29 protein-coding genes are annotated in these 23,499 nt (G+C 62.2%); 17 read left to right on the top strand and 12 right to left on the bottom strand.

The window, feature by feature from the left end; genetic code table 11:
• On the bottom strand, positions 1-993 hold the full coding sequence (locus tag JTF07_RS08850; RefSeq protein ID WP_204233896.1) for a putative oxygenase MesX: 993 nt from the start codon (positions 991-993) through the stop codon (positions 1-3).
• Positions 994-1,107: 114 nt separating this feature from the next.
• Here JTF07_RS08850 and JTF07_RS08845 point away from each other — a divergent pair, with 114 nt between their 5' ends.
• The 3 genes from JTF07_RS08845 (at position 1,108) to JTF07_RS08835 (ending at position 4,678) form a co-directional block, all read left to right on the top strand.
• Positions 1,108-2,049: a LysR family transcriptional regulator gene (locus JTF07_RS08845; RefSeq protein WP_204233895.1), complete on the top strand. Its 942-nt coding sequence runs from the start codon at positions 1,108-1,110 to the stop codon at positions 2,047-2,049.
• A gap of 169 nt (positions 2,050-2,218) precedes the next feature.
• On the top strand, positions 2,219-3,448 hold the full coding sequence (locus JTF07_RS08840) for an alpha/beta hydrolase (RefSeq protein ID WP_204233894.1): 1,230 nt from the start codon (positions 2,219-2,221) through the stop codon (positions 3,446-3,448).
• A 384-nt stretch (positions 3,449-3,832) separates the two neighbouring features.
• The gene (locus tag JTF07_RS08835; RefSeq protein ID WP_204233893.1) at positions 3,833-4,678 is read left to right on the top strand and encodes an alpha/beta fold hydrolase; all 846 of its coding nucleotides are present in this window, start codon (positions 3,833-3,835) and stop codon (positions 4,676-4,678) included.
• A 93-nt stretch (positions 4,679-4,771) separates the two neighbouring features.
• Here the strand turns inward: JTF07_RS08835 and JTF07_RS08830 are convergent, their stop codons facing one another.
• The 5 genes from JTF07_RS08830 to JTF07_RS08810 form a co-directional block, all read right to left on the bottom strand.
• Positions 4,772-5,992: a N(5)-(carboxyethyl)ornithine synthase gene (locus tag JTF07_RS08830; protein WP_204233892.1), complete on the bottom strand. Its 1,221-nt coding sequence runs from the start codon at positions 5,990-5,992 to the stop codon at positions 4,772-4,774.
• A 78-nt stretch (positions 5,993-6,070) separates the two neighbouring features.
• Entirely contained in the window at positions 6,071-6,571 is a 501-nt protein-coding gene (locus JTF07_RS08825; protein ID WP_204233891.1) for a mycothiol transferase, read from the bottom strand.
• Between the two features lie 85 nt (positions 6,572-6,656).
• Positions 6,657-7,097, bottom strand: a complete 441-nt coding sequence (gene arfB, locus JTF07_RS08820) for an alternative ribosome rescue aminoacyl-tRNA hydrolase ArfB (RefSeq protein ID WP_204233890.1) — start codon at positions 7,095-7,097, stop codon at positions 6,657-6,659.
• Positions 7,090-7,668, bottom strand: a complete 579-nt coding sequence (locus JTF07_RS08815; RefSeq protein ID WP_204233889.1) for a 1-acyl-sn-glycerol-3-phosphate acyltransferase — start codon at positions 7,666-7,668, stop codon at positions 7,090-7,092. The genes arfB and JTF07_RS08815 overlap by 8 nt, the downstream gene beginning before the upstream one ends.
• 70 nt (positions 7,669-7,738) lie before the next feature.
• A complete protein-coding gene (locus JTF07_RS08810) occupies positions 7,739-8,215 on the bottom strand; it encodes a hypothetical protein (protein ID WP_204233888.1) in 477 nt (158 codons plus the stop codon).
• A gap of 194 nt (positions 8,216-8,409) precedes the next feature.
• On the opposite strand from JTF07_RS08810, the gene JTF07_RS08805 reads away from it, so the two are divergent.
• A complete protein-coding gene (locus JTF07_RS08805; protein WP_204233887.1) occupies positions 8,410-9,096 on the top strand; it encodes an SDR family oxidoreductase in 687 nt (228 codons plus the stop codon).
• Positions 9,097-9,182: 86 nt separating this feature from the next.
• Here the strand turns inward: JTF07_RS08805 and JTF07_RS08800 are convergent, their stop codons facing one another.
• A complete protein-coding gene (locus JTF07_RS08800) occupies positions 9,183-9,827 on the bottom strand; it encodes a dihydrofolate reductase family protein (RefSeq protein ID WP_204233886.1) in 645 nt (214 codons plus the stop codon).
• Between the two features lie 84 nt (positions 9,828-9,911).
• Here JTF07_RS08800 and JTF07_RS08795 point away from each other — a divergent pair, with 84 nt between their 5' ends.
• From JTF07_RS08795 to JTF07_RS08785, 3 genes are all read left to right on the top strand, one after another.
• Positions 9,912-10,403: a winged helix-turn-helix transcriptional regulator gene (locus JTF07_RS08795; RefSeq protein ID WP_204233885.1), complete on the top strand. Its 492-nt coding sequence runs from the start codon at positions 9,912-9,914 to the stop codon at positions 10,401-10,403.
• Between the two features lie 177 nt (positions 10,404-10,580).
• Complete coding sequence (locus JTF07_RS08790; RefSeq protein ID WP_204233884.1) at positions 10,581-10,913, top strand: VOC family protein; 333 nt, start codon at positions 10,581-10,583, stop codon at positions 10,911-10,913.
• A 13-nt stretch (positions 10,914-10,926) separates the two neighbouring features.
• A complete protein-coding gene (locus JTF07_RS08785) occupies positions 10,927-11,421 on the top strand; it encodes an SRPBCC domain-containing protein (RefSeq protein ID WP_204233883.1) in 495 nt (164 codons plus the stop codon).
• Here the strand turns inward: JTF07_RS08785 and JTF07_RS08780 are convergent.
• Positions 11,350-12,237, bottom strand: coding sequence for a carbohydrate kinase family protein (locus JTF07_RS08780; RefSeq protein ID WP_204233882.1), 888 nt, complete (start codon positions 12,235-12,237; stop codon positions 11,350-11,352). The genes JTF07_RS08785 and JTF07_RS08780 overlap by 72 nt on opposite strands.
• A gap of 120 nt (positions 12,238-12,357) precedes the next feature.
• Between JTF07_RS08780 and JTF07_RS08775 the strand changes: the two genes are divergently transcribed.
• The 5 genes from JTF07_RS08775 to JTF07_RS08755 are packed head-to-tail and all read left to right on the top strand — an operon-like array spanning position 12,358 to position 17,192.
• Positions 12,358-12,816 (top strand): DUF2695 domain-containing protein, encoded by a 459-nt coding sequence (locus JTF07_RS08775; RefSeq protein ID WP_204233881.1) that lies wholly within the window; start codon positions 12,358-12,360, stop codon positions 12,814-12,816.
• A gap of 36 nt (positions 12,817-12,852) precedes the next feature.
• Positions 12,853-14,070 carry a nucleoside hydrolase gene (locus tag JTF07_RS08770; RefSeq protein WP_204233880.1) on the top strand — a complete coding sequence of 406 codons (1,218 nt, stop codon included), beginning with the start codon at positions 12,853-12,855 and terminating at the stop codon, positions 14,068-14,070.
• A complete protein-coding gene (locus tag JTF07_RS08765; protein ID WP_204233879.1) occupies positions 13,997-14,875 on the top strand; it encodes a histidine kinase in 879 nt (292 codons plus the stop codon). Before JTF07_RS08770 ends, JTF07_RS08765 begins: the two co-directional genes overlap by 74 nt.
• Positions 14,876-15,691 (top strand): energy-coupling factor transporter transmembrane component T family protein, encoded by an 816-nt coding sequence (locus JTF07_RS08760; protein ID WP_204233878.1) that lies wholly within the window; start codon positions 14,876-14,878, stop codon positions 15,689-15,691. It abuts the gene before it with no gap.
• Positions 15,684-17,192, top strand: a complete 1,509-nt coding sequence (locus JTF07_RS08755) for an ABC transporter ATP-binding protein (RefSeq protein WP_204233877.1) — start codon at positions 15,684-15,686, stop codon at positions 17,190-17,192. Before JTF07_RS08760 ends, JTF07_RS08755 begins: the two co-directional genes overlap by 8 nt.
• A 20-nt stretch (positions 17,193-17,212) precedes the next feature.
• Here the strand turns inward: JTF07_RS08755 and JTF07_RS21040 are convergent, their stop codons facing one another.
• Positions 17,213-17,341, bottom strand: coding sequence for a YrhK family protein (locus tag JTF07_RS21040; RefSeq protein WP_502710963.1), 129 nt, complete (start codon positions 17,339-17,341; stop codon positions 17,213-17,215).
• Between the two features lie 134 nt (positions 17,342-17,475).
• Here JTF07_RS21040 and JTF07_RS08745 point away from each other — a divergent pair, with 134 nt between their 5' ends.
• The 4 genes from JTF07_RS08745 to JTF07_RS08730 all read left to right on the top strand — a co-directional run bounded on the left by JTF07_RS08745 (position 17,476) and on the right by JTF07_RS08730 (position 20,323).
• Complete coding sequence (locus JTF07_RS08745; RefSeq protein ID WP_204233876.1) at positions 17,476-18,264, top strand: hypothetical protein; 789 nt, start codon at positions 17,476-17,478, stop codon at positions 18,262-18,264.
• 125 nt (positions 18,265-18,389) lie between these two features.
• On the top strand, positions 18,390-18,851 hold the full coding sequence (locus tag JTF07_RS08740) for a VOC family protein (protein WP_204233875.1): 462 nt from the start codon (positions 18,390-18,392) through the stop codon (positions 18,849-18,851).
• A 74-nt stretch (positions 18,852-18,925) separates the two neighbouring features.
• Positions 18,926-19,633, top strand: coding sequence for a PepSY domain-containing protein (locus tag JTF07_RS08735; RefSeq protein ID WP_204233874.1), 708 nt, complete (start codon positions 18,926-18,928; stop codon positions 19,631-19,633).
• Between the two features lie 75 nt (positions 19,634-19,708).
• Positions 19,709-20,323, top strand: coding sequence for a thymidine kinase (locus tag JTF07_RS08730; RefSeq protein ID WP_204233873.1), 615 nt, complete (start codon positions 19,709-19,711; stop codon positions 20,321-20,323).
• A gap of 34 nt (positions 20,324-20,357) precedes the next feature.
• Here JTF07_RS08730 and JTF07_RS08725 read toward each other — a convergent pair whose 3' ends face one another.
• Positions 20,358-21,002 carry a mismatch-specific DNA-glycosylase gene (locus tag JTF07_RS08725; protein WP_204233872.1) on the bottom strand — a complete coding sequence of 215 codons (645 nt, stop codon included), beginning with the start codon at positions 21,000-21,002 and terminating at the stop codon, positions 20,358-20,360.
• 70 nt (positions 21,003-21,072) lie between these two features.
• On the opposite strand from JTF07_RS08725, the gene JTF07_RS08720 reads away from it, so the two are divergent.
• A complete protein-coding gene (locus JTF07_RS08720; RefSeq protein ID WP_204233871.1) occupies positions 21,073-21,576 on the top strand; it encodes an SRPBCC family protein in 504 nt (167 codons plus the stop codon).
• Here JTF07_RS08720 and moeB read toward each other — a convergent pair.
• Together moeB and JTF07_RS08710 are read right to left on the bottom strand one after the other, a co-directional pair.
• Complete coding sequence (moeB, locus tag JTF07_RS08715) at positions 21,514-22,734, bottom strand: molybdopterin-synthase adenylyltransferase MoeB (RefSeq protein ID WP_204233870.1); 1,221 nt, start codon at positions 22,732-22,734, stop codon at positions 21,514-21,516. The genes JTF07_RS08720 and moeB overlap by 63 nt on opposite strands.
• Positions 22,731-23,498, bottom strand: coding sequence for a thiazole synthase (locus JTF07_RS08710; RefSeq protein WP_204233869.1), 768 nt, complete (start codon positions 23,496-23,498; stop codon positions 22,731-22,733). Before JTF07_RS08710 ends, moeB begins: the two co-directional genes overlap by 4 nt.
• Position 23,499: the final 1 nt, after the last annotated feature.

The following is a 23,499-nucleotide window of genomic DNA, read 5'->3' as shown; positions in this document are numbered from 1 at the left end:
TCATGCGGCTGGAAGGGGATAGTTGGCGGCCCACTGTTCGAGCATGTCCCGGTGCGGGTAGACGAAAGCCTCCGCCGTGTACTTTCCCTGCTTGATTGCGAGCTGACTACGTTCGGCGCGATCGTAGGCGATCGGTGTCTCCGAGAAGTCCTGTCGCTTCAGCGTCGGTCGGTAGGTCTCCTCGGCGGCCACGTGGGCGTTGTAGATCTCCGGTCGATAGATCCTTTGGAAGGTCTCCATCGTGCTGATCGTGCCGATGAGCTGCAGATTGGAATAGTCGTTGAGGAGATCGCCGCGGAAATAGAATGCAAGCGGCGCGACGCTGCCAGGCGGCATAAAATATCTCACCTGTAGTCCCATCTTTCCGAAATAGTCGTCGGTCAGCGACGACTCGTCTTGCTGGTACTCCACCCCGAGAATCGGATGGTGATTCTCGGTCCGATGGTACGTCTTGCTCGTCGACACGCTGATGCAGACCACGGGTGCCGCCTGGAAGCGTTCACGATATGCAGCGGAATCGAGGAAGTGCTGGAACAGCTTGCCGTGGAGATCGCCGAAGTCGTCGGGGACGGTGAATTCGCTCGCGGCATCGTTGACCGCTGGAAGTCGCACGCTGAAATCGAAATCCCGGACGTATGAAGAGAAGTTGTTTCCCACGATCCCGGGGTGGCGGTCACCGGTCATTCGATCGAGGATTTGGATATCCAGAACCTCAAGCAATGGGAATTCCTGATCGCCGCCTGTGGCGGTGAACTGCAGCTCCCCGGAGATGATATCGAGATCGACGGTGTAGCGGTCCCTGTCGGGGTTGTCCCAGTGGGCGAGGTCGTTGAACCGGCGATTGATAGTCGTCAGGGTGTTGCGGAGGTTCTGCCGACGATGCTCGCCCCTGGCGAGGTTCGCGAAGTTCGTCGTAGCCCGTGAACTCTCCGACGGCGAGTAGTGCTCGTCGAATCGGGTGGTAGTGATGCTGAATGTGAATTCGGTGGTCATGGACGTCCAATTCCGTACTCGATCGGCCATGCGGAGGTCTTCGAAACCATCCTGCAGGCAACGGGAGGATATCGGGTAACTTGGCTGAACTATGGGTTCATATAGGCTTTATCTATGTCCCGAGGATTGAGAAGCATCACGTTGCTGCAGCTCCACTACTTCATCGAAGTCGCTGCGGAGGGCTCGATCACGGCCGCTGCTGATCTGCTCTATGTCTCCCAGCCGACGATGTCTGCAGCTATGAAAGATCTTGAGACCCGGGTGGGTCGGGCCTTGCTTTTCCGATCCGCCCGCGGAGTGACACTCACTGTTGATGGTGCGGAGTTCCTCGGCTATGCAAGGCAAGTCGTTGAGCAGGCTGAGCTCCTCGAGCAGCACTATCTCGGTCGGCCCCCATCGCGACGTCTCCTCGGGGTATCTTCGCAGCACTACTCGTTCGTCGTTGATGCGTTCGTGCGGATGGTCAAGGCCAGCGATGCGGCCGAGTATGAGTTTTCGCTGCGAGAGACTCGCACCTGGGACATCATCGAAGATGTTCGCACGCTCCGCAGTGAGCTCGGCATTCTTTACCGGAACGACTTCAATCAGAAGGTCATCGACAAACTGCTGCGGGACTCCGGGCTTGTCTTTCACCCCCTTTTCGCTGCAGTTCCACACATCTTCATCTCCCGGAGGAACCCGCTTGCCGCACGAGATCGCGTCACCCTTGACGATCTCGCCGACGTGCCACGGCTCACCTTCGATCAGGGAGCGAACAACTCGTTCTACTTCGCCGAGGAGATCCTGTCGACTTTGTCGAGTAGACAGGAGATCCGGGTCTCCGACCGTGCGACGATCTTCAACCTCATGATCGGGCTCGACGGCTACACGATCTCTACGGGCATCATCAGCGACGACCTCGATCCAGAGATCGTTGCGATTCCGCTCGACGTCGACGAACGCATCGAGATCGGCTGGATCGACCATTCGGGGATCCCGCTCACTGGGCAAGCGCGACGCTACCTCGAAGAAGTGCGAGCCGTCGTCACGGGTTTCGGTCTCGAACTGCTCGGCTAGCTCCGATGACGCTGTCTGCGTCCATGATGCTCGCGTGCAAGGACGGTTGCTCACCTCACCGGATCATGCCCTGCGCTAGAGTGACCCCTGGCGTCAGCATATGATCGCAACGACGAGATCTGATGCAGGTGGACTGTCAACCTGGAAGATCGAAAGTTGAGGACAGAAGATGACCAACAGCACGAGTTCGCTACCGCCCTCGGAAAGAGGGGTCGTCGCGAAGGTAGTCCGGGTAGCGGTCCTCGTCCTCGGTCTCATACTGGGCGTGATTGCAGCTCTGTTCGGACTTGCCTCGCTGGTGCCCGGGCTTGGGCCACTGAGCACGGTTGCGGCTCGGTTCGCGCCCACCCTGGCGCCGATAGCGGCTATTGCAGGACTGATCGTGCTCCTCGTCGGAATCGTCGCTATGCGCAGGGGGCCTCGGCGCACAGGTGCAGTCACGACAGGGCTCGGCGGGATCGGCGCGGTCGCTAACATCGCTGTGGTGACAGTTCTCGTCGGAGCCATCACCTCGGCCGGCGGATCGGTCAACCTCTTCACCGCGACGTTCGGGCTCTCCGCAATGGACGCGGCGTCGCCCGACCGCCAGGAGGTGTACGCCAAGACCAGCGCGGGGGACCACCTGTCCCTCTCGATCTACGAGCCGAAGAATGTGAAGCGCTCGACACCGACCATCATGGCCGTCCACGGTGGCGGCTGGATTGCGGGTGAGCCAAATGCAGTGAGCTCAGAGCTTCGCACCCTGGCTGACCACGGCTACTTGGTAGTGGCGGTCGAATACGAGCTTGCCACCAAGGACAACGCGACTTGGCAGAGTGCGCCTTCGCAGGTTGCGTGCGCCGCGAGCTGGATTCAGGACCACGCTGACACGCTCGGTGCAGATATGGATCGTCTCGCGTTCTGGGGTGAGAGCTCAGGCGGAAACCTGGTCGCCAACACCGCCGGCGCCGCAGCGGACGGCACCGCCGAGTCGTCGTGTGGTGGGAACGTCCCCGTTCCCGCTGCGGTTGTCGCCGACTATCCCGCGTTCGACGTGACGGGCCTCTACAAGAACGCCCCTGCTGGCCCGGGCGCGGGCACAGGCTCGCGCATATTTGCGACCAGTTACACGGGTGGCACCCCCAAGGAATTCCCGAAACGCTACGCTGCGGTGAATTCCTCCGCGCACCTCACTGCTGCGGCTCCGCCGACGCTCGTGATGACCGCGATGCGTGATGACGTCATCATCCCTGCTGACCAATTCGCGTGGGTCGACGCGGCCCGAGACCGTGGAGTCGACGTCGAGACGGTGCAGATCCCACTCGCGAACCACGCCTACTCGCAGAAAGCGAAGAACTCCATCGGCGGACAGGGACACGTCAGCATCGCAGAGAACTACCTATCGGAACAACTTCGATAACCTGGTGCGGCGTCGCGGAGGCTGCCTGCCTCCGCGGAGTTCCGGTTCGATGTCACCCCTGGTTCCGAGGGGAGCGGCGTACAGTCAGTGATAGGCCGAGGCCGAGGATGATGATGGCCAGGGCCATGGACAAGCCGAGGTAGATGAGTCCGGAAGCTTCTATCTATGCGGAGTCCTTGGATTCGAGTTGGTCACGCGGGGGCGGCCACTGGGAACGCCGCATGCGGGTTTCTGGCGGGGCCATTCTTCGCCTTCTGCAGGTGTCCGCGATCTTTCCCACAAGGTCCATGTGCAGGTGGGGGAGCCCGCCGCGCTCGGTTCGACAACAGAGGATGACGCAATCCTGTTGAGCAGTCATGAGCGAACGCAGTGCTATCGTGCCTTATGGCCACCATCAGAGTGAACGGCGTCACCCTCGGTGTAGAGAGCTTCGGCTGCGAAGAGGATCCCCTTGTGCTGTTAGCCGGCGGAACCACGATGTTGTCGTGGCCCGACTCGCTCTGCGAACGGGTGGCCGAGGGCGGGCGCAGAGTCGTTCGCTACGACCTGCGTGATTCGGGTGCTTCAACCACCAAAGACCCGGAGGCCCCGGCGTACGACCTGCGTGATCTTGCCGATGACGCCGCTGACCTCGTCGCAGCTCTCGGCGCGGAGTCCGCCCATCTCGGTGGGCACGGTGTCGGAGGCATGGTCGCCCAAGTTGCTGCGCTGGATCACCCGGAGTCATTTTCGGCACTGACGCTGGTGAGTACCCGACCGGTTGCGCCTGGTCCTGTCGATGATGACCTGCCGGACCACGATCAGACGGTGATGTCTGCTGTGTTCTCGAGTCCTCAGCCTGATTGGAACAGCCGTCGAGCCGTAGCCGAGTTTGCAGCTGGCAACGCCGCTATTCTGGGCAACGATCCCGCACAGGCTCTCGAGATCGCAGCTCGGATCTGGGACCGAACTCCGACGTCGGGGGCCGCGGTCCACCAGGCGAATCAGTTAGGCATGACCTTCTCCCGGATCGACTGCTCACCACGCTGGCGAGAACGCCTCGGTGACCTGCGAATACCCAGTCTGGTTGTCCATGGTCGAGCCGACCCCTTCTTTCCCATCGGCAACGGTGAAGCGCTTGCCGCAGAGATCCCTGAAGCGCAGCTGTTGATCCATGAGGATATGGGAACACAGATACCGGAATGCGCGAACGGCGCCATCGCGACCACTATGCTCGGCCTGGAGCGGTGACGAGGACATTGTCGATCCGGCGGAGTGGGACGAAGGCTCTTGTCGAGAGCCTGAGACCAGCCACGTGAATCAGTCAAGCCCGAGGTTGCGGACTCAGCTCACCTCGGCGTTGCGAGTGTGCGGGTACTCAGATTCCCGGTTCTGAAAACTCAAGATGCTCGGATTCTTGATCTCACCGTTCTGGATCTCGATCGCCCGGGAGATGGTGGGGACCTGTGCCCAAGCATCCGGTCCCTCCAGCACCGTACTCAGATAGGGCAAGATCGCTTCGCTGATCTCCCACGTTGCCGAGTTCCACAGGTATGACGGGGTGTGGTCGACGGCGTAGTAGTTGACGCCTTGTCCGACTGTGAACATCGGATTCTCGAAGCCTGTGGGCTTGGCCCATTCGAAACCCATTCCCTCATCGCATGAGACGTCGATGATGAGGCTGCCGGGAGCGAACTCCTTCAGGTCCTCTGTGCGCAGGTAGGTCATCGGCGCGGAGACATCTTGGAGCGTGCAATTGAGGACGATGTCGTGTGAGGCGAGGAAGGTCGGGAGGAGTACGTCGCCCTCGTCCGTGACCACCGTGGACAGGTGGGTCGGACCATCGCCGGTATTGAGCTGGGTGATGTGCGCGCTGTGAATCGGCGAACCGACCGCTGAGGCCCCTCTTTGCGTGAGGACCTGGATATCGTAGATCCCCTGGGCCTTCAACGCAGTGACAGCACCGCGCGCGGTGGCACCGAAGCCGATGACGACAGCACTCATTCGCGGACCATAATCACCGGTCGAGCCACGGAGGCTCAATGCGTGCTGGACAGAACAGTAACCGGCGAGCTCGTTGTTCTTGTGGAAAACGTGCAGGCTGAAATCTCCCTGCCGAGTCCAATGGTTCATCGCTTCGAAGGCGATGAGAGTGAGCCGACGATCAATAGCGGTCTGTGCCATCGCCTCATCCTGCACGCAGTGTGGCCAGCCCCACAGAGTCCGGCCTTCGGGAATCGCCTCCACGTCTGCCGCCTGCGGTTTCGGCAGGAGAAGGACATCAGCGGACTCGATGACTTCGGAGCGTTCCGCGACTCGTCCGACCCGAGATTCGATGTAGCCGGGCTCCAGCTGGAAATCCTCAGCATAGCCGCGTTCGACGATCATTTCGGCTCGTACCTCAGGCTCGATGCGATCGAGGTGATGAGGGTGAATCGGGAGTCGCCGTTCGTTCTCCATCGAAGAGTCGGCAAGTAGGCCCAGAGTCAGAAGACCGCTGGTGGGTGTCCTATCATTCGTCGAGGCGGTGGAGTCAGCAGTGGTCGGTTGAGCGGTGCCGGTCATCCGGCCTCCCATCGTTGGGGAACCAGAGTCAGCTCCGCCTTCGACTATACGCTGGGCCCTTCTGCCGTCTGCACCGGGCTACTTTCCGGTCAGAGAACCCGCAGCGTAGGCGGCCTGACCGACGTGGACGGCGGCGTCGTCGATGATCGAAGCCAGTCGTACTCCGCGAGTGACTGGGGGAGTCCAATTCTCGTCGATCACGTCGCCGAGATCGTTCTCCGAGAGTTCGCTGACGTAGCGACCCAGCGCACTGAGCGTGGCTTCCACATAGTCGACGAGCAGCTGCTGATCATCGACCTTGATTCCGGCCGCCTGCTCCGGCGTGTGCCCGAGACCGACTGCATCACCGTATTCTCCCAACCCGAAGCGTTCACGGAACTGCTCCCACACTTGCTCGTCACCGGTGAGGTCAGAGAGCTGGACATCGACCTCGCGTCCGCTGTGCCAGAGCAGCCATGCAATCGAATTGGGATGGTCGCCGGGATGGGAGTTGAGCTTTTCGGCGGTGAGGGCCGGCAGGCGCTTGGCCGCGTCGACAGGGCGCTGAGCCAAATCGGTGAGAATCTCGATGCTGTTCATATCGCCCATTGTGCTCTTCCTTGCCGCCCATGTCATGCGGCAATAAGGATCTGTCTGCTGCTCGCGCTCGGTTCAGGCCCGCACCTCAGTCGAGCCTTGGTCGTCTGCGATTGCGTTTGATTTCGGAGCGCAGGCTCTCAGCTCTGACGCGTCGACGTCGGGAGTTCCTCGACGGCTTCGTCGCCCGACGTTCTACGGGTGGGGCGAGTGCTTCGCGCAGCAATTCGGCCAGCCGTTCTCGTGCGGCATTGCGGTTGCGCAGCTGAGAGCGCTGCTGTTCGGAACTGACCGTGAGCACAGTGCCCGAAAGCCGCGTCGCAAGTTGCTGAAGCACACGATTGCGCTGCGACTCGCTCAGCACGGTCGTCGACCCCAAATCCACGCTCAGCTGCACTCGGGAATCTGAGGTGTTGACATGCTGTCCACCGGGACCTGACGACCGTGAGAACTGTTCCATCAGTTCACTCGATGGCACCACGAGGCCCTGAGGAATTCCAGGGCCGGCGGGTACACGCAGGTCATCCATCGAGTTCAGTTTCCTCCCGCAGCCGCGGCACGACCTGTTTTTCGGGCCGAATGCCTGACTTATCGGCGTAGAAGGCACGGACTCGATCCATGTCGGCAGAGATGTCACCGGTGATGTCGATCGTGGGTCCGAGCCCGGTGGTCATCGTGGTCCGATCGACGTAGCCGAGTGTGACCGGCATGCCGGTCTTCTGGGCGATTCGGTAGAAACCTGACTTCCAGTGGGTGTGGCCACCGCGGGTTCCATCAGGGGTGACGACCAGGCCGAAGACCTCACCGGCATGGACACGTTCGATCACCTCGGCGACTATGCGGCTGGGATCTGAACGGTCGACGGGAATTCCGCCGAGGCCGCGCATGATCGGGTTGCGCCACCCCTTGAACAGGCTGTGCTTGCCCAGCCAATGCACCTCGATTCGCTGAGTCCAGGCGATCGAGAGCATGAGGACGAAGTCCCAATTGGATGTGTGAGGGGCACCGATGAGTACAGTGGGTCGGTTCGGGGCGGGCTGGGTGACCAGCTTCCAGCGGCTGAATGTCCAGAAGGCGCGGGCGGCAAGGCGTCGAAGCATGCCCTCTACGTTAGAGGACTTTGTCTGCCGGAGATGAAGGCAGACCGACTGTGCCTGAAAGATTCAGGGATCATCGGATCTGCCTCGCATACCGCGTGTGCGCCGCTGACAGGAGTTCGAACAGCTGCCGGTGTGAGAGCTCAAAGCCGGTGCGGAGCATGATTCGTCGGGCCAAGGGTCCTGTTCGGCCACGTCGCTGGACGGAGCCTCGAGTCAGGTAGTAGACGACGAATTTGGGTCCTGGTCTCGGGGTGGCCGTGTCGAGGGAGATCCGTTCGATCTCATTCCACGACACAAACGTCGCAGGCAGAACCACCCCGCGGTGGGACTCTATGAGACCGGCACCTGAGACCACGAGCGCATCTGCCCGGCGGAGGCGAACGCCAACGACGATCGGAGCCGCGACAAGGCAGCCGATGAGGCCGATGGCGATCGCCCACATTCGCGGATTGAATGCGAAGAGCATCCAACTGACATTCTGATCACGACTGCTCGTGACGATGAGGAACGCGAGACCGACGAGCACTGCACCGGTAACGAGCGCCACGCACAGTATGATGACGAGTCTTCGGGAAGACGTTCCCACGACGACACTTCGCCCACGATCCATCGCATGCAGAGCAGCAGCTGTATTCGGGGGCCTCGGCATGGCAATGAGAATACCCGTTGTGGAATAAATCGCAGTCATTTGGGGCTGTGCCCAGTGTCAGCGCCACCAGCACACCGACGAAGGAGAAGTACATGTCTGATGCAGACCGCGTAGTCATTCTCGGAGGCCACGGAAAGATCGCCCTCATGGCCGCACCGAAGCTGAAGGAAGCCGGATACTCGGTGGATTCCGTCATCCGCAATCCGGATCAGACCGCCGAGGTGGAGGCTGCGGGCGCAAACGCCGTCGTCCTCGACATCGAATCGGCTGACACCGGTAAGCTCGCGGAGCTCTTCACCGGAGCAAGGGCCGTGGTCTTCTCGGCAGGTGCCGGTGGCGGCAATCCTGATCGGACCCGCGCTGTGGATCTTGAGGCAGCGAAACGCTCCATCGACGCCAGTGCGCAAGCGGGAGTCGATCGCTACGTCATCGTGTCCTACGCCAGTGCGGGCGTCGACCTCGACCGGGTCGATCCGGAGAGCTCGTTCTATCCTTATGTTGAAGCGAAGCACGGAGCAGATGAGCACCTGCGTGCAAGCTCCCTGAATTACACGATCCTGGGGCCCGGCGGTCTGACCTTGGAACCGTCGAAGGGCAGCGTGCTGCTGGCCGATGGCTCCGGTGACGTCGACGGCACTACCCCGGACAGCGACACGCGAGTGACCTCACGTGAACTCGTCGCCGATGTGATCACCCATGTCATCGACAACGATGCCGCGAAGCGAGAGACCGTGAACTTCTACGACGGTGACACTCCGATCGCCGAGGCTGTGAAGTAAGACTTCGCGACACACATATTTCGCTACACACAATGGGGAGATCGAACTCAGCGCTCGATCTCCCCATTGTCGTGCTCACGACGTCTTCACCCTCGATCTTTCCTGTTCCAGAGCTGGTGGGTCAGACCACTCGACGAGCCGATCGTCTCGATCGTGAAGCGGTCCTCGATGCCGCTGATGCCTTCCCACAGAGAAACTCCTGTGCCCAACGTGATCGGAACGATCGCCACGGCCATGAAGTCGATGAGGTCAGCGGCGAGGAACTGGCGAATGGTCGACGGACCACCGCCGATGCGCACGTCGAGGCCGTTCGCGGCGTTGATCGCCTGGTCCAGTACCGCCTCGGGGGTGTCATCGACGAAATGGAAGCTCGTCCCGTTGGGAAACTCCATCGCCTCCTTCGGGTGGTGGGTGAGGACGAAGCATGGAGTCTTGAAGGGCGGTTCCTCGCCCCACCAGCCGCGCCAGCCATCATCGGGCCATGGCCCCTCCTGCGGTCCGAACTTCCTCCGACCCATAATCTCGGCGCCGATGCCCTGTCCCCACATTGCGAACAGCGCGCGATCAAGTGTGACGGGCCCATCGACGCCGCCGATCCCTTCGATTCCCTGTCCGTCGAACCAGCCGAAAAGTGCTTGGGCACCGCCGATCGGCTCGTCGAACGTCACATAGTCACCGGCGGAGTAGCCGTCCAGTGAGACGAATTGACTGTGTACGCGTACTCGAACCATGATCACTCCGATGTGATAGTCAGCGATGAGTGAGTCAAGCGTAGAATGTAGTGATTGCTGATTGCAACCACTTAGGAGGATGATTTGCGAAGTGAACCGCGCTCGGGCTGCGCGATCAACGCAGCCGTCGAAGTCCTCGGTGACTCCTGGAGCCTCATCGTGCTCCGCGACATCGTGTTCGGCGATCGTCGCCATTTCCGCGAGCTCCTCACTCTCAACGACGAATCCATCGCCTCGAATATGCTCTCCAGTCGCCTGAAGAAGCTGGTCGACGAAGGTTTGCTGACCCGGGCCGACACGGTACGCGGCCAAAAGGCCGCCTATTCCCTCACCGAGGCGGGAATCCAGGTGGTGCCGGTCATGGTCGCACTCGGGGCTTGGGGAATGAACCATCGCCCGACCTCTCACGAGCTGACGGTGAGAGCCCGAATTCTCGCTGAGTCGCCCGAGCTGGTCGACGATCTCATGGACGAACTGCGAGAGGCCCACCTCGGCGTTGCCCTACCTGAATCACCTCGGCCGCGGGCTTCTGAGCGTCTGCAGGCCGAGTATGAGGCTGCTCTCGGAAAGACGTGATCAATCTTCTGACCATCGCATTCCTCGCCTGGGGCCGATTCGCACTGACGCCATCGGGAATGTGAGTGCGTAGAAAGCCTTGTCCGAGCCGGGGCTGTGTGCTTCCATGGAATGAGTGATTGCACAATGCAATTGCTTTGCGTGTTGAATCGACTCATCGATCCCAAAGGAGCGATCATGTTCACCGGACTGATGGCCAGCATCACCGTCAATGATCAGGACCAGGCGCACGACTGGTACTCGAAGGTCTTCGAACGCGACCCCGATGCCTCTCCGATGCCGGGACTGCTCGAATGGCATTTCGGAACCGAGTTCGGAGTCCAGGTCTGGACCGAGCCGCAGCGTGCAGGATACTCGACCGCGGTGATCGGGGAGTCGGACATCGGTGCACTTGCTGAACGGCTGACTGCTGCTGGTATCGACCACGGTGGACCACAGCCGGGCGGTGGACAGCGGATTCTGCAGATCGCGGACCCCGACGGCAATCGAATCGTCTTCTCCGGTGAGTGAGGCAAGAGTTCCAATGAATCCCACGACCGACACCATTCGACTGAGCACCGAGATCGCACGTCCCCGCGGGGACGTCTGGGCGGCCTTCGCCGACACCGAAGCCAGGCAGCAGTGGAGTGCCCCAGCCGGTGAAAGGGTCATCTACGACTGCGATGACTTCCGGACCGGAGGCCGAGCGGAATATCGGTGTGGGAGCCCCGAAGTACTCGAGTTCAGTGCGGCCATCGACTATATCCACGTCGAAGTGGAGAACTTTGCCGTTCACACCGACACAGTGTGGCGCGGGGACGAACTTCTCGCCACAGGGGTGGTCACCTGGTCCTTCACCGACGTCCCCGCAGGCACGATGGTGACGATTGTGAACCAGGTGGTGTCGTTCGTCGGCGCCGACATGATCGACGGCAGCCGGAAAGGTCACCGAATCGTCATCGAGCAGTTAGGCGCCTTCTTCACCGGCCCAGGGCAGGTCCGCTCCAGTACGACTGACGGTGATGGCCGCCCGGCGTGAGGCATTCTCGCCGAGGTGTGTGAGCGCATCTTCGTTCATGTCCTGGAGTCGTGGACGGACGCCCTGCAGATCATGCACAAGAGAAGCCATGAAAGTATCTCCGGCACCGATCGTGTCCCTCACCTTCACTGCTCCTGCCGGAACTCTCACCCTCGCCGATGCGGTCGAGAGGATCGAATCCTGCGATCCGCAGGTGAGTGCGACCAGTTTTGCCCCGAGGCGAAGGATCCGATCGATCTGGGCATCGGCACTCTGTCCGGGATAGAGCCAGTCCGCGTCGACATCACTGAGCTTGACGACATCGATACGTGCAGCGAGAGACTCGAACCGAGCCAGCGCCAGTTCTCGGACTCCGATGATGGAGGGCCGGATATTGGGGTCGAAACTCAGCAGTGCTGAGGAGTCTCGTCCGCGCTGGAGGAGTGAATCGACCGCAGCGGCACCGGGGGAGAGGAACGCTGCGATCGAGCCGACATGAATTGCCGCCCAGTCGCCGCTGTCGACCAGCGACGCATCGGGGTCCCAGCGCAGTGAGAACTCGTATTCGGCAGAGCCGTCCGTCGACAGCAGAGCTCGCGCCGTCGAGGTCGAACCGGTCGCGCGGGCGTGCACACGGACGTGCGACTTCCGGAGGTGAGCCAGAAGGAATCCACCGTGGAAGTCGTCTCCGACGTCGGTGAGCAGCTCGACATCGGCGCCGAGGCGTCCCAGGCCGAGGGCGACATTCGCCGGCGCCCCGCCGGGAGCATAGCGATCTGATGATCCGGCCGAGCTGACGATGTCGATGAGGGCCTCACCGATGACAAGAATGCTCATGGGCCCGATTCTATGCGCACACGAGCGTTCAGGTCCCACATCAGCCCGAATAGTACGTATATAGGTCTGAGACCGAATGTAGGATCATTTCATGTCAGTGGCGTCTGGAATCGTTGCCGCATGGACGAAGACACCATGGAATCAGAAGTCAGAACGATCGTCGATGTGGCCTCAGCTCGCATCCTCACACCGAGGGAGGGTGAATGCTTGGTCTGTTACGTCTTTCGCCAGCTCGGAGAATTCGGCTGCGACGGAACACATCGCTTCAGCCTGACGTTTCGGGACCGAACAGCTCCTCGGGCCACTGCGCTGATGGAACGTTTGGGAAGTATGGGTGCCTGCTGCTGTGACTGCGAGGTATTCAACAACGCATACACGTTCGCAGAACGCCCGTGGATCACCGGGGCCGCATTCGGAGCAGACATCGGCACAGGGTTCGAATCCCAAGAGCCGGTGGACCTGCGTGAGGAGTTCGGCATCAACGAACCACCCGCGAAGATCTTCTACCTGTGCTGCCAATTCGTGCGTCGAGGCTCGACGCAGCCGTGCCCGAACTGGGTGCGAATGAGTCGGTGGTGAGAAGCACGGCGACGGGATTCCGGCAGAATAGGTCACATGCCTCCACACCTGCCGCTGTTCCTCGACTGTGACCCCGGAATCGACGACGCCATCGCCCTCGGATATCTGCTGTGCCAAGACGACGTCGACATCATCGGCATCGCGGCCACAGGCGGCAACGTGTCTACCGCACAGGTCAGCACCAACGCTCAAGGCTGGCTTGAACTTGCCGGACGGGCGGACATACCCGTCCACCGGGGCAGCGAGTTCCCCACAGCTTGGCCGACCGAAAGCACCGACGGAGACCCTGCGATGTCGCCTATATCCGGGCCCGAGTACGCTGACCTCACCCACGGACCGACCGGCGTCGGATATGCGCGACTTCCACAACCGGCGGCACCGGAAAGCTCCATCAGTGCCGCTCAAGCCTGGGTCGATGCTGCACGGTCTCACCCCGGAGAGCTCATCGGCGTTGTCATCGGACCGTCGACGAACCTTGCCCTGGCCATTGCCATCGAACCCGAGCTGCCCAACCTGGTGAGACGACTCTTCATTATGGGCGGTGCCTTCAACTATCGCGGCAACACCCACCCGACCACCGAATGGAACGTCACCTTCGACCCCGAGTCGACGGCGAGCGTCGTCGCCGCTTTCGACGACGCTCACCGCGAGGGTACTCATCGAGCCCTGCCGGTGATCGCCCCGATCGAAGCCACCGAGGCTCTTGAGATGACTCCCGCACGGTTGAGAAAGGTCCTCGATGCGGCTCCGAAACCTCACGACGGGACGGGAGAACCATCGGCCGCTGGTGAGAGATGGGGCAACTGGCTGGCCCAGATGGCCGAAGCCCTGCGCTTCTACTTTGAGTTCCACGAATGGGACGGTCTGGGCTACATCGCCCACATCCATGACCCCTTCGTCCTCGCCTGCGCCCTCGAATGGGCACGCAGAGACGAGATCACAACCACCTCGGCGGGCAGCGACGAGCCCCTTGCGAACGGAACTCGAGGCACACTGCCGTGGGCCACCACGATCTGTGCGCCCGTCGACGTCGAACTCACCGGTAAACTCACACGTGGCGAAACCGTCGCCGATTGGCTGGGACGGTGGGGGAAGGGCGTCAATGCCGAGATCATCCGCACGATCGATGCGCAGACCTTCCTCGACCACCTCGGCGAGACACTGAGCAAAGGACCCCATCATGACTACGAAACCAACACAGTCTGGGCAGGGGCCGGCAGACACCGTCGGTCCCGCACAAAACCAGAGCACTGAGCCCCACGGCACCAAGAGTCACCAGAGCCACACGCTTCCTCTCACACTGACCTTGCTCGGCACCATCGTCATTCTCGGCACATATATCGCGGTCCTCCTGACGCAACCGGCCAACCTCGGCACGAACCTGGGACATACGACCCTGTGGGTCATGCTCGGATACCTGCTCGGGGGAGTCCTCCTCGCAGCCGGCACACTGCCGCTCATCCCGCGCAGCATTCTCGCGCTCATCCCCGTCGCCATCGCCGCCAATATCGTCATCGGCCATGTCGTCGGCAATGTCACCCCCATCCCGCTCTACCTCGACTCGATCGGGACCGTGATGATCGGTGTCCTCGCCGGTCCTGCCGCCGGAGCGTTCACCGGGATCATCTCCAACCTCATCTGGGGAGTCACCCTGAGCCCCAGCGTCATCGCCTTCAGCTCTGGGGCGGCCTTCATCGGCGCGGCTGCCGGCTGGGCGGCACGGCTCGGGGCCTTCCGCACTCCCTGGTTCGCCGTCATCACCGGCGCTCTTGCAGGAATCCCTGCCGGAGCACTCGGCGCTCCTGTGGCTGCCTACGTCTTCGGCGGCGGTCTGGGCTCGGGCACTGGCGGCGTCGTCGCCATCCTGCAGGCAGCTGGCCTCGAAATGCTCAATGCGACATTGGCACAGAGCCTGTTCTCCGACATCATCGACAAGGCGCTCATCTTCGCCCTGGCCTATGTGGTCGTGCGCACCCTGCCGCGGCGAATTCTCGACAGGTATCCGTTCACCGACTACAGTCTTTCGCGCCGATCCCGGACGCCTGTGCGGGTCGGCTGAATGACCTCGACTGTTCTCGACCGGGAACAGCAGGCCACACACCGTTGGCATCCAGCCACCGAGATCATCGTCCTCATATGCTCTCTGCTGCTCGTCTTCGGCATCCCGTCCCCGGTCGTGCCCATCGCCATCATCGCCGCCACGCTCATCGCCGCGGTGATCTCACCCGCAGTGAGTCTGCGCACCTGGGCGATCGGCGTCGGCGTGCTATGCCTGCCGACGCTGATCGTCCTCAGCATCGTGCAGGGCCTCTTCTACCCCGGCACCGAGGTGACCGTGCTGTGGGAGTACGGTCTCGCCCGGCTCACCGTCGAAGGACTGGCGATCGCCGTTCAGATCTGGCTGCGGGTCAGTGCGCTCGTGTCCCTGTGCGCATTCTTCGGACTCGGAGTCGACTCGGCTCGCCTGTATGACGGGCTGCGGGCCCTGCGGCTGCCCTCCTCGGTGGCCTATATCTGCGCCTCGGCGATCGGCCTCATTCCACTCATCCGCGCCCGCACTCAGCAGATGATCGAGGCCCGCGCCAGTCGCGGTTGGGAGGTGAGCAGTTGGGTGGTCCGCACTCGGTTGCTGCCGAGCATCGTCACCGGCCTGTTCACCTCCGTCCTCATCGAGGTCGAACAGCGTCACGACGTGCTCGAACAACGCGGTCTCGGAGAATCTACGCAGGTGACGTCGCTGCAGGACCACCACGACGGCCGGAGCCAATGGATCCTGCGCCGAGGTGCTCCCCTCCTCACCTGTGTCCTCGTCGTGTGCTCCGTGGCCGATGTCCTGCCGCTGCCCACTGCCGACCAGTTGATCTGGGGTGGCTGAGACCATGCTTCTCGAACTCATCGGCGTGGGCTTCACCTACCGCAGCGGTGCGGCTGCGACACTGACCGACATCGACCTCCGGCTGGCTCCCGGACAGATGCATGCGATCCTCGGACAGGTGGGCTCGGGGACGTCCACTCTGGGACGGCTGATCACAGGCTTGTTGTCCGAGCGTGGAACCAGCGTCGGGCACATCCGCGCAGCTGGGACTGCTGTGATGCTCGGCGATGACCCCGAGGCGCAGCTCAGTGGAATGACAAGCCTCGTCGGCGATGAGGTTCAGCTGTCCGGGCGGCTGCAGGGGGACGACGTCTCAGCAGTCGAGAGGCGTGCACGGAAGGCCCTTGACTCACTGGGCATCGGCGATCTGTGGCCACGACGCCTCGACACCCTCTCCGGTGGTCAGCGCCAACTCGTCGCACTGGCGGGACTGCTCACCGGGAATCCATCATTGCTCGTCCTCGACCAGCCCTCGCTGTCCCTGGACCCGGAGACTCGGCGGCGCCTGGGCGCAGTGCTTCGGGCCTTCTGCCTCGATGGAGGTGCGGTCCTCATCACCGCCCATCAGTTCGACGAGGTGGCCGAAGCCTGTGATCAGGTGAGCGTCCTTGACTCCGGTCGGCTGATCACGACCGACATCCGCCCCTCAGCCAACGAACTTGAACGACGCGGGATCTGGGACACTCGACCACGTGGGCACGGTGAACCACGTGAGCCACATCAGTCAAAAGAGCCTCGCGAGGCGGACCGCTCTGAAGCTGCCGGACCGTCGGCCCCGGTTTCTGTCGCACTGTCGGTGCGCGGGCTGAGCGTTGCTCGCGGTGGGGCCACCGTTCTGACCGACATCGAACTTGACCTCGCATCCGGAGAGATCGTGTCGATCATGGGCTCCAACGGCGCCGGGAAGTCCACGCTCCTGCGCAGTCTCGCTGGTCTTCTCGGAGCCGGAGTCACAACATCGGGCATGATCAACGTCGATGGCAACGGCACCCCGGTGAGCCTCGGCGATGCTCCTGCCCATGTACGAGCACAGCACCTGGGCTGGGTGGGACAGGACCCAGGCAGTCAGCTTTCAGCTGCGACCGTGCGCGAAGAGCTCATGCGCGCCGTGCCACTGCCCTCGCACAGACGCCGCGACAGGGCAGCGATCCGCACCCGCCGGCAGAAGGCGGTCACCGCGGCGATGGCGACGACTGGGCTGGATTCTTTCAGCGAGACTCATCCCTATGATCTGAGCATCGACCTCCGCAAGGATCTGGTGATGGCGTCGGCATTCATCTTGAGCCCTCGGATTCTCCTCCTCGATGAACCGACTCTGGGCAGAGACCGCAAGGCCATCGATAGGCTGAATGTGTTCATCGAGGATTTTCGCCGCGGTGGTGGATCCGTCCTGGCCACCACCCATGACCGGCACTGGGCCGCAGTGACAGCCGATCGCATCCTGCTTCTGGATGAGGGGCGGGTGAATCAGGACGAGCAGTGCGGGGGAGCAGCCAGTTGAGGCCGCTTCAGGTGATCCGCTCAGAAGTCGTACGTGGCATCCGTGGTCGGGGCTTGTGGCCCGCGGATCTTCTGCAGATGCACGTGCCGGATCAAGCGGATGACCGGCCGGATGAGCATCTCAACGCTGCCGAGGACGAGGAACCAGATGCCGATGAGAACATCGTTGACGATGCTCAGCTCGCCCCAGACTCGATGCTAGGCGGCACCAGCACTGCTTGACCATGTCCGCAGGTGATTGCGATTGCCCCGGCCATGTCAGTGCCGAGTCGTAGCGTGAGGTCATGGATAAGAACGTGAATTCGTTTGATGCACTGTACGCCGAAGTCGGCAGTCACAGATCCGTGATGCCATGGGACGAGCTGCTCGGCTTCGTCCGCCGATTTCCCCAGATCGCCGCGTTCAACGCGGCTCTCATCGCGCAGCAGAACGCCGGAGCGATATTCGTCGAAACAGAGCACGCGTGGCAGCAGAAATTCGGCAGGCTCCTCACAGACGAAGCCGACGCATTGATCGTGCTGCACCCCTTCGCTCCGGTGCGCTTCGTCTACGATGTCGAGGATACCCACGGGCCTCCGGTCCCCGATGCCGCGGTCAACCCTTTCAAAGCGGCTGGTGCACCGACGTGGGACGGGCATCGTCTCGTCATGGATGTCCTGCACCGAAAGGGGCTGGACTTCGCCGGCTTGCCGAAGACGCAGAGTCCCACTGTGATGTTGAAGCATGTGCTCGATGAGCTCGCGCTGGTCTATGCCGGGCATCTCGGAGCTGTTCCGAAATTGGGGATTGCTGCCAGTGAGACCGGCATCGACGGACGACAGTCCCGCTTCGAAGTCGAATGCATCACCTGGCTGATCTCCGGACGCCTCGGCCTGAAGATGGCGGCGACCGGAACGTTGAAGGGCTACCTCAAGCACGGTGAGCTCCTGCCCCCGCTGTCCAGAGATCGGGTTCTGCACTCGGTCAATGCCATCGAAAAGCTCTTCGGTGGGGCACTGGCCTTCGGTCGAACCATCCGCGAGGATGTGCCGAGCCTGTTCCCGCTGACCGAGCAGTGGTCTCTCTCCTCCTAGCACGTGGTATCTGCCTGTCGCTCCTTGACGCATACCCGTGGACAGTGCATCGACGGCCGAACGGGTCAGTGATCCCGGAGCTGAAGCAGGTATCCTTGATTGAACGATCTCAATGAGGAGACATCATGACCCGCGCAGTACAGATCACCTTCGATTGTCACGACCCGATCGGTCAAGCGACCTTCTGGGCAGAGACGCTGGGATACGTCATCCCTGGCCCTCCCGGAGTCAGCCTCAGCGCCGGTGACGATCCTTTTGCCGCATGGAAGGAATTCGTCGAGGGACTGGGTATCGACGTCAAGCCGGAGGACTTCCGCGCCGCGATCGAGGATCCGCAGGGACGCGGTCCCCGAGTGTTCTTCCAGATAGTGCCCGAGGACAAGATCGTCAAGAACAGAGTCCATCTCGACGTGCGTGCAGCCCCCGGTCTGCAGAACAGCGAACGGATGCAGGCGTTGGAAGACGAATGTCAGCGTCTGCAGGAGCTGGGGGCACAGCGTCTCGAACGGGTTGATCCCAATCCGCCGATGGAGACTGGATTCATCGTCATGGCCGATCCCGAGGGAAACGAGTTCTGCCTCGACTGACGAGGGCTCTGACCAGGATGAGAATCCTCTTAGCAAGGGGGCAGCGGCCGCACCTCGTTGTTACCGTTGAGAACATGAAGACACAGAGACTGGCCACGCGAGCCGCAGCAGGGACCATGATTGTCGCATTCGCCCTCACCGGCTGTTCAAGTGGGGGCTCAGGTGATGGTCAGACCCCGGAGGCCGAGGGCCAGACCGCAGAGTCAGCTGAGGCTCAGAACGATTCTGGCAATGACGAATCAGGCGACGCTGAAACAGGCGATGACGATGCCAGCAGCGATGACGACGCCGAAGACACGAAGTCGCAGGACTCGACGACAACCAGCTCATCGGGGCTGGCCGCTGATGCCGATCTGAGCAAGGAATCACCATCAGTGGCACCCAAAGATGCTATTGCCACGGCGAAGGAGGAAGCGAACGACGGCACCGTACACGGCATCGAACTCGACTTCGACGAACGCGACAAGGCATGGCAGTACGAGGTCAAGGTCATCGACGGCTCCACTGACTTCGACGTCGAGATCGATGCTGAGACCGGTGATGTCGTCAACACGGAGAAAGACTCCTCTGACGACAAGGAGGAGGCCATCGACCTGAACGACCCGATGACCTTCGACGAGGCACTCAAGCTCGCCCAGGACGAGGCCTCGGGCCGACTCGACGGATGGAAGCTCGAATCCGACGACAACCGTATCGAATACCAGTTCGATTTCGGTGACAAGGGTGACGAGATCGAGGTATCCGTCGACGTCGAATCGAAGAAGGTCACCGTCGACGACTGACCACTGCCCCATCCTGAGCACCATCAGGACATATGGGCACTGTCAGGACGGAACATCGCGGCGTAGGCTGGCGCCATGCCCTTGAACCCAGTTGCTTCGCCTCGGCAGGCAGGTCGTCTCAACGTCATTGCCGGCCCCATGTTCTCAGGCAAATCCGAGGAACTCATGCGCCGCGTCCGGCGAGCGAAGATCGCCGGGGTCAATGTGCTCGTCCTCAGCCACTCTCTCGACACACGTTCCGATCTGTCGGCGATCACCACTCACGATGGCATCAACATTCCCGCAGTACCCGTCGGTGACGTCGAGTCCCTTGCCGAGGTCACCCGCGCCGAGGACTATGAACTGGTGGCCATCGATGAGGCCCAATTCTTCGGCCCCGACCTGGTGCCGGTCGTCTTCGACCTCGTGGAACGTGGTGCCACCGTCATCGTCGAAGGCCTGTGCGTGACGTTCGACGGCGGCCCCTTCGAACCGATGCCGACATTCATGGCCGAGGCCGAGGACGTTCTCAAACTCACGGCAGTGTGCACGATCTGCGGCAGGGATGCCGTCTTCCACCAGCGGGTGGGCACCCCCGGGCTCAGTGTCGAAGCCTGGGAACCGAGTGCCACAGACATCGATGCCAGCCACGTCGGGGGCCTCGAATCCTATGTCGCACGTTGCCGGGAGCATTTCGCTCCACCGCATTAGAGGCAACCGGTCACGACCGTAGCAGGGCAGCTGCTCAGTCCTCGATGCTCTCCCACACATCACGCCAGATCCGGGCCAAGTCCGGAACCTGATAGTGGGCATTGAGGCCGCTGGGCTGAGGTACGACGTGAAGGTCGATATCCTCGGGCCAGCCATCGATGAGAGACGTGTCCTGCTCGCCGAGGTGGGCCTTGGGCAGCGAATATCCGATCCGGAACGAGGTGATCCCAGCGATTGCGACTACCTTGGGGCGGATGTCGTCGAGTCGGCGGACAAGCCTGTCTGCACCCTCGCGCAGTTCCTGCTTGTCCAGCTCATCGGCCCGAGCCGTGGCCCGTCCCACGAGGTTCGTGATGCCGATGCCGCGTGCCAGCAGCTGTGCCTCGTCCTCGACGGCCAGGCCCAGAGAGGCGTCGACGAGGTGATCGGTCAGACCTGCCTGATGCAGAGACGGCCAGAAGCGATTGCCCGGTCGGGCGAAGGGTGCATTGACTGCGGCCGTCCATAGACCCGGGTTGATTCCGACGATGAGCATGGAGAGTTCACCCGCGCGCCCGGGGAGAACGTCATCGATGGCGTCGGGATCGTCAGTGGCAAACTCAGCGAGGTCGTCCTTCGTCGGCTTTCGTCCACCTAAGGGCGATGGTCGGCGGGAGCTGATGAAACTTTCCTCAATCACGCTGTCCACACTACCGTCGAGTCAGAACGGACGAATCAGCGCCCGTCGCCTCAGAATCATCGGGAGACCCATGACGCACGAACACGGGCAGCAGACTCATCAGCACGTGCGACCGCACGCCGGTGAGTCAGCCCCCTTCCACTTCGAGAACATATGGAGGGTCGATGCCAGTCCGATTCAGGTGTGGTCCGTGCTCTCCGACGTCGAATCGTGGCCGCAGTGGTGGCCGGGCCTGCCAGTGGCGGTCCCCGTCGATGACAGGATCGTGCCCGGCAGCCGCGCCGACATTCAGGTGGAGAGTCCGCTCGGCGTCACCCTGAGCTTCGGAATCGAACTTCAGGACACAGACCCGCCGCGCTTCGTCTCGTTCTCCGCCACCGGTGACCTGAGAGGGATCGGCGCGTGGTCGCTGGAGCAGACGGGCCCGATCACCACGATCAGCTCCGTGTGGTGTGTGACGACATCGCGCTTGTCGATCCGCATGCTGCGTCCCGTGGCAACATGGATGCACTCACGTGTGATGAGCGCCGGGCACCGCGGTCTGGCCAGACGACTGAACAGTCTCATGCCCTGAGGTCGACCATGCATCGATGCCGCCGGCCAGGGACCGCAGACGCACGGACTCTGGTGCCGCATCCTGCAGAAGCTGCAGGGCCTGAGCGGAACGGGCACCTGACTTGCAGTGGATGACGACCTCGCGCGGCGGCTGCGTGATCAGAGTCTCCACCGCCGGCCACCCCTCGACCTGCAGCACACCCAGCGGCAGGTGGACGGATCCGGGTATCGAAGCCAGCTGGCGCTCCCAATCGGCCCGCACATCGATGAGGAGGGCGGAGGAATAATCAGCCAGATACTCATCGACACTGATCTCGTGCTCCCGATCTGCACCGTCACCGTCTGCCTCTGCACGGGCAGCTGCACAGGCCACAGCAACCTCGGCGAGGTCGGTGACAGGTTCGCGATCAGGATCCGGTGAGAACCTCAGCGTGGAGTAGTCGGACTCCAGTGCGTCATAGCGCAGCAGGCGACCGAGCAGGGGAGTGCCGATGCCGCAGATGAGTTTCACCGCCTCCGTGGCCATCGCCGCACCGATGGCGGCGCACAGCACCCCGAGGACACCGCCTTCGGCACAGTTGGGCACGGAATCAGCCTCAGGGATATCGGGAAACAGGTCGCGCAGCATCGGCCCATGCCCGGGAACGAAGGTGCTCACCTGACCCGCGAAGCGAAAGATCGTGCCCCAGATCAGTGGGGTGCCGGTGAGTTCGGCCGCATCATTGGACAGATACCGGGTCGCGAAGTTGTCTGCGCCGTCGAGCACCAGATCATGGGACGCGAAGAGTTCGAGCACATTGTCGGGACTCAAGCGCTTCGCAACTGCGTGAACCTCGAGCAGCGGATCGAGGCGGAGCAGGGCGTCATGGGCGGAATCGACCTTGGCTCGACCGATATCGGCATCGCGATGAAGGACCTGGCGCTGCAGGTTCGAGGCTTCGACCACATCGTCGTCGATGATCGTGATCGATCCGATCCCGGCCGCAGCCAGGTAGTGCAGTATCGGGGCACCCAAGCCTCCCGCACCGATGACCAGTACCGAGGCGGCCCGTAACCGGCATTGTCCCTCGACCCCGATACCCGGCAGGCTCAGATGTCTGGCGTAGCGTTCGAGTTCCCGTGGGCTCAGAGAATCGAGCGGTTCGACCAGCGGACCCGGGTTGTTCGCCGCGCTCATCTCGGGGTCACCATCCCGTCGAAGGTCGATGAGGCCAGGGCCAACGGTCGCTTCGGGATGCGCCCGGCATGGGCAGCCAGATGACCGGACTCCACGGCAAGGGACATCGCCCGAGCCATGGCGCTGGCATCATGTGCGCGGGTCACCGCAGAGGCCAACAGGACAGCGGTGCAGCCGAGCTCCATTGCCAAGGCCGCATCAGAGGCGGTGCCGATTCCGGCATCGAGGATCACAGGCACCTGGGCGCGGCTGACGATCGTCTCGATGTTGTGAGGGTTGAGGATGCCCAGCCCGCTGCCGATCGGAGCACCGGCAGGCATGACCACAGCAACCCCGGCATCCTCGAGCCTCTTGGCCAGGGCCGGATCATCGTTCGTGTAGGCGAAGACCGTGAAGCCGTCGAGCACGAGCTCCTCCGCCGCACGGAACAGCTCCACCGGATCGGGCAGCAAGGTCTCCTCATCGGCGATGACCTCGAGCTTCACCCAGTTCGTCTCGAGAGCTTCCCTGGCCAGTCGGGCAGTCAGCACAGCATCCCTGGCTGTGTAGCATCCAGCCGTGTTGGGCAGGATACGGATACCCAGACGCTGCAGCAGGGCGAACACCGAGTCCCGGGCAGTGCCGTCATAGCGGCGCAGGGCTACGGTCGTGAGCTCTGTGCCCGAAGCGTCCAACGCCTGTTCGAGGATGCTCAGCGAACTCGCGCCGCCGGTGCCCATGACGAGCCGGGAATTCATCGTCACTTCGTCGACGTTCCAGGTCATA

Source organism: Brevibacterium sp. RIT 803 (genome assembly GCF_016892625.1).
Lineage (GTDB): Bacteria > Actinomycetota > Actinomycetes > Actinomycetales > Brevibacteriaceae > Brevibacterium.
Note: the sequence above shows the minus strand (reverse complement) of the source record. Positions and strands in the feature narration are given on the sequence as shown.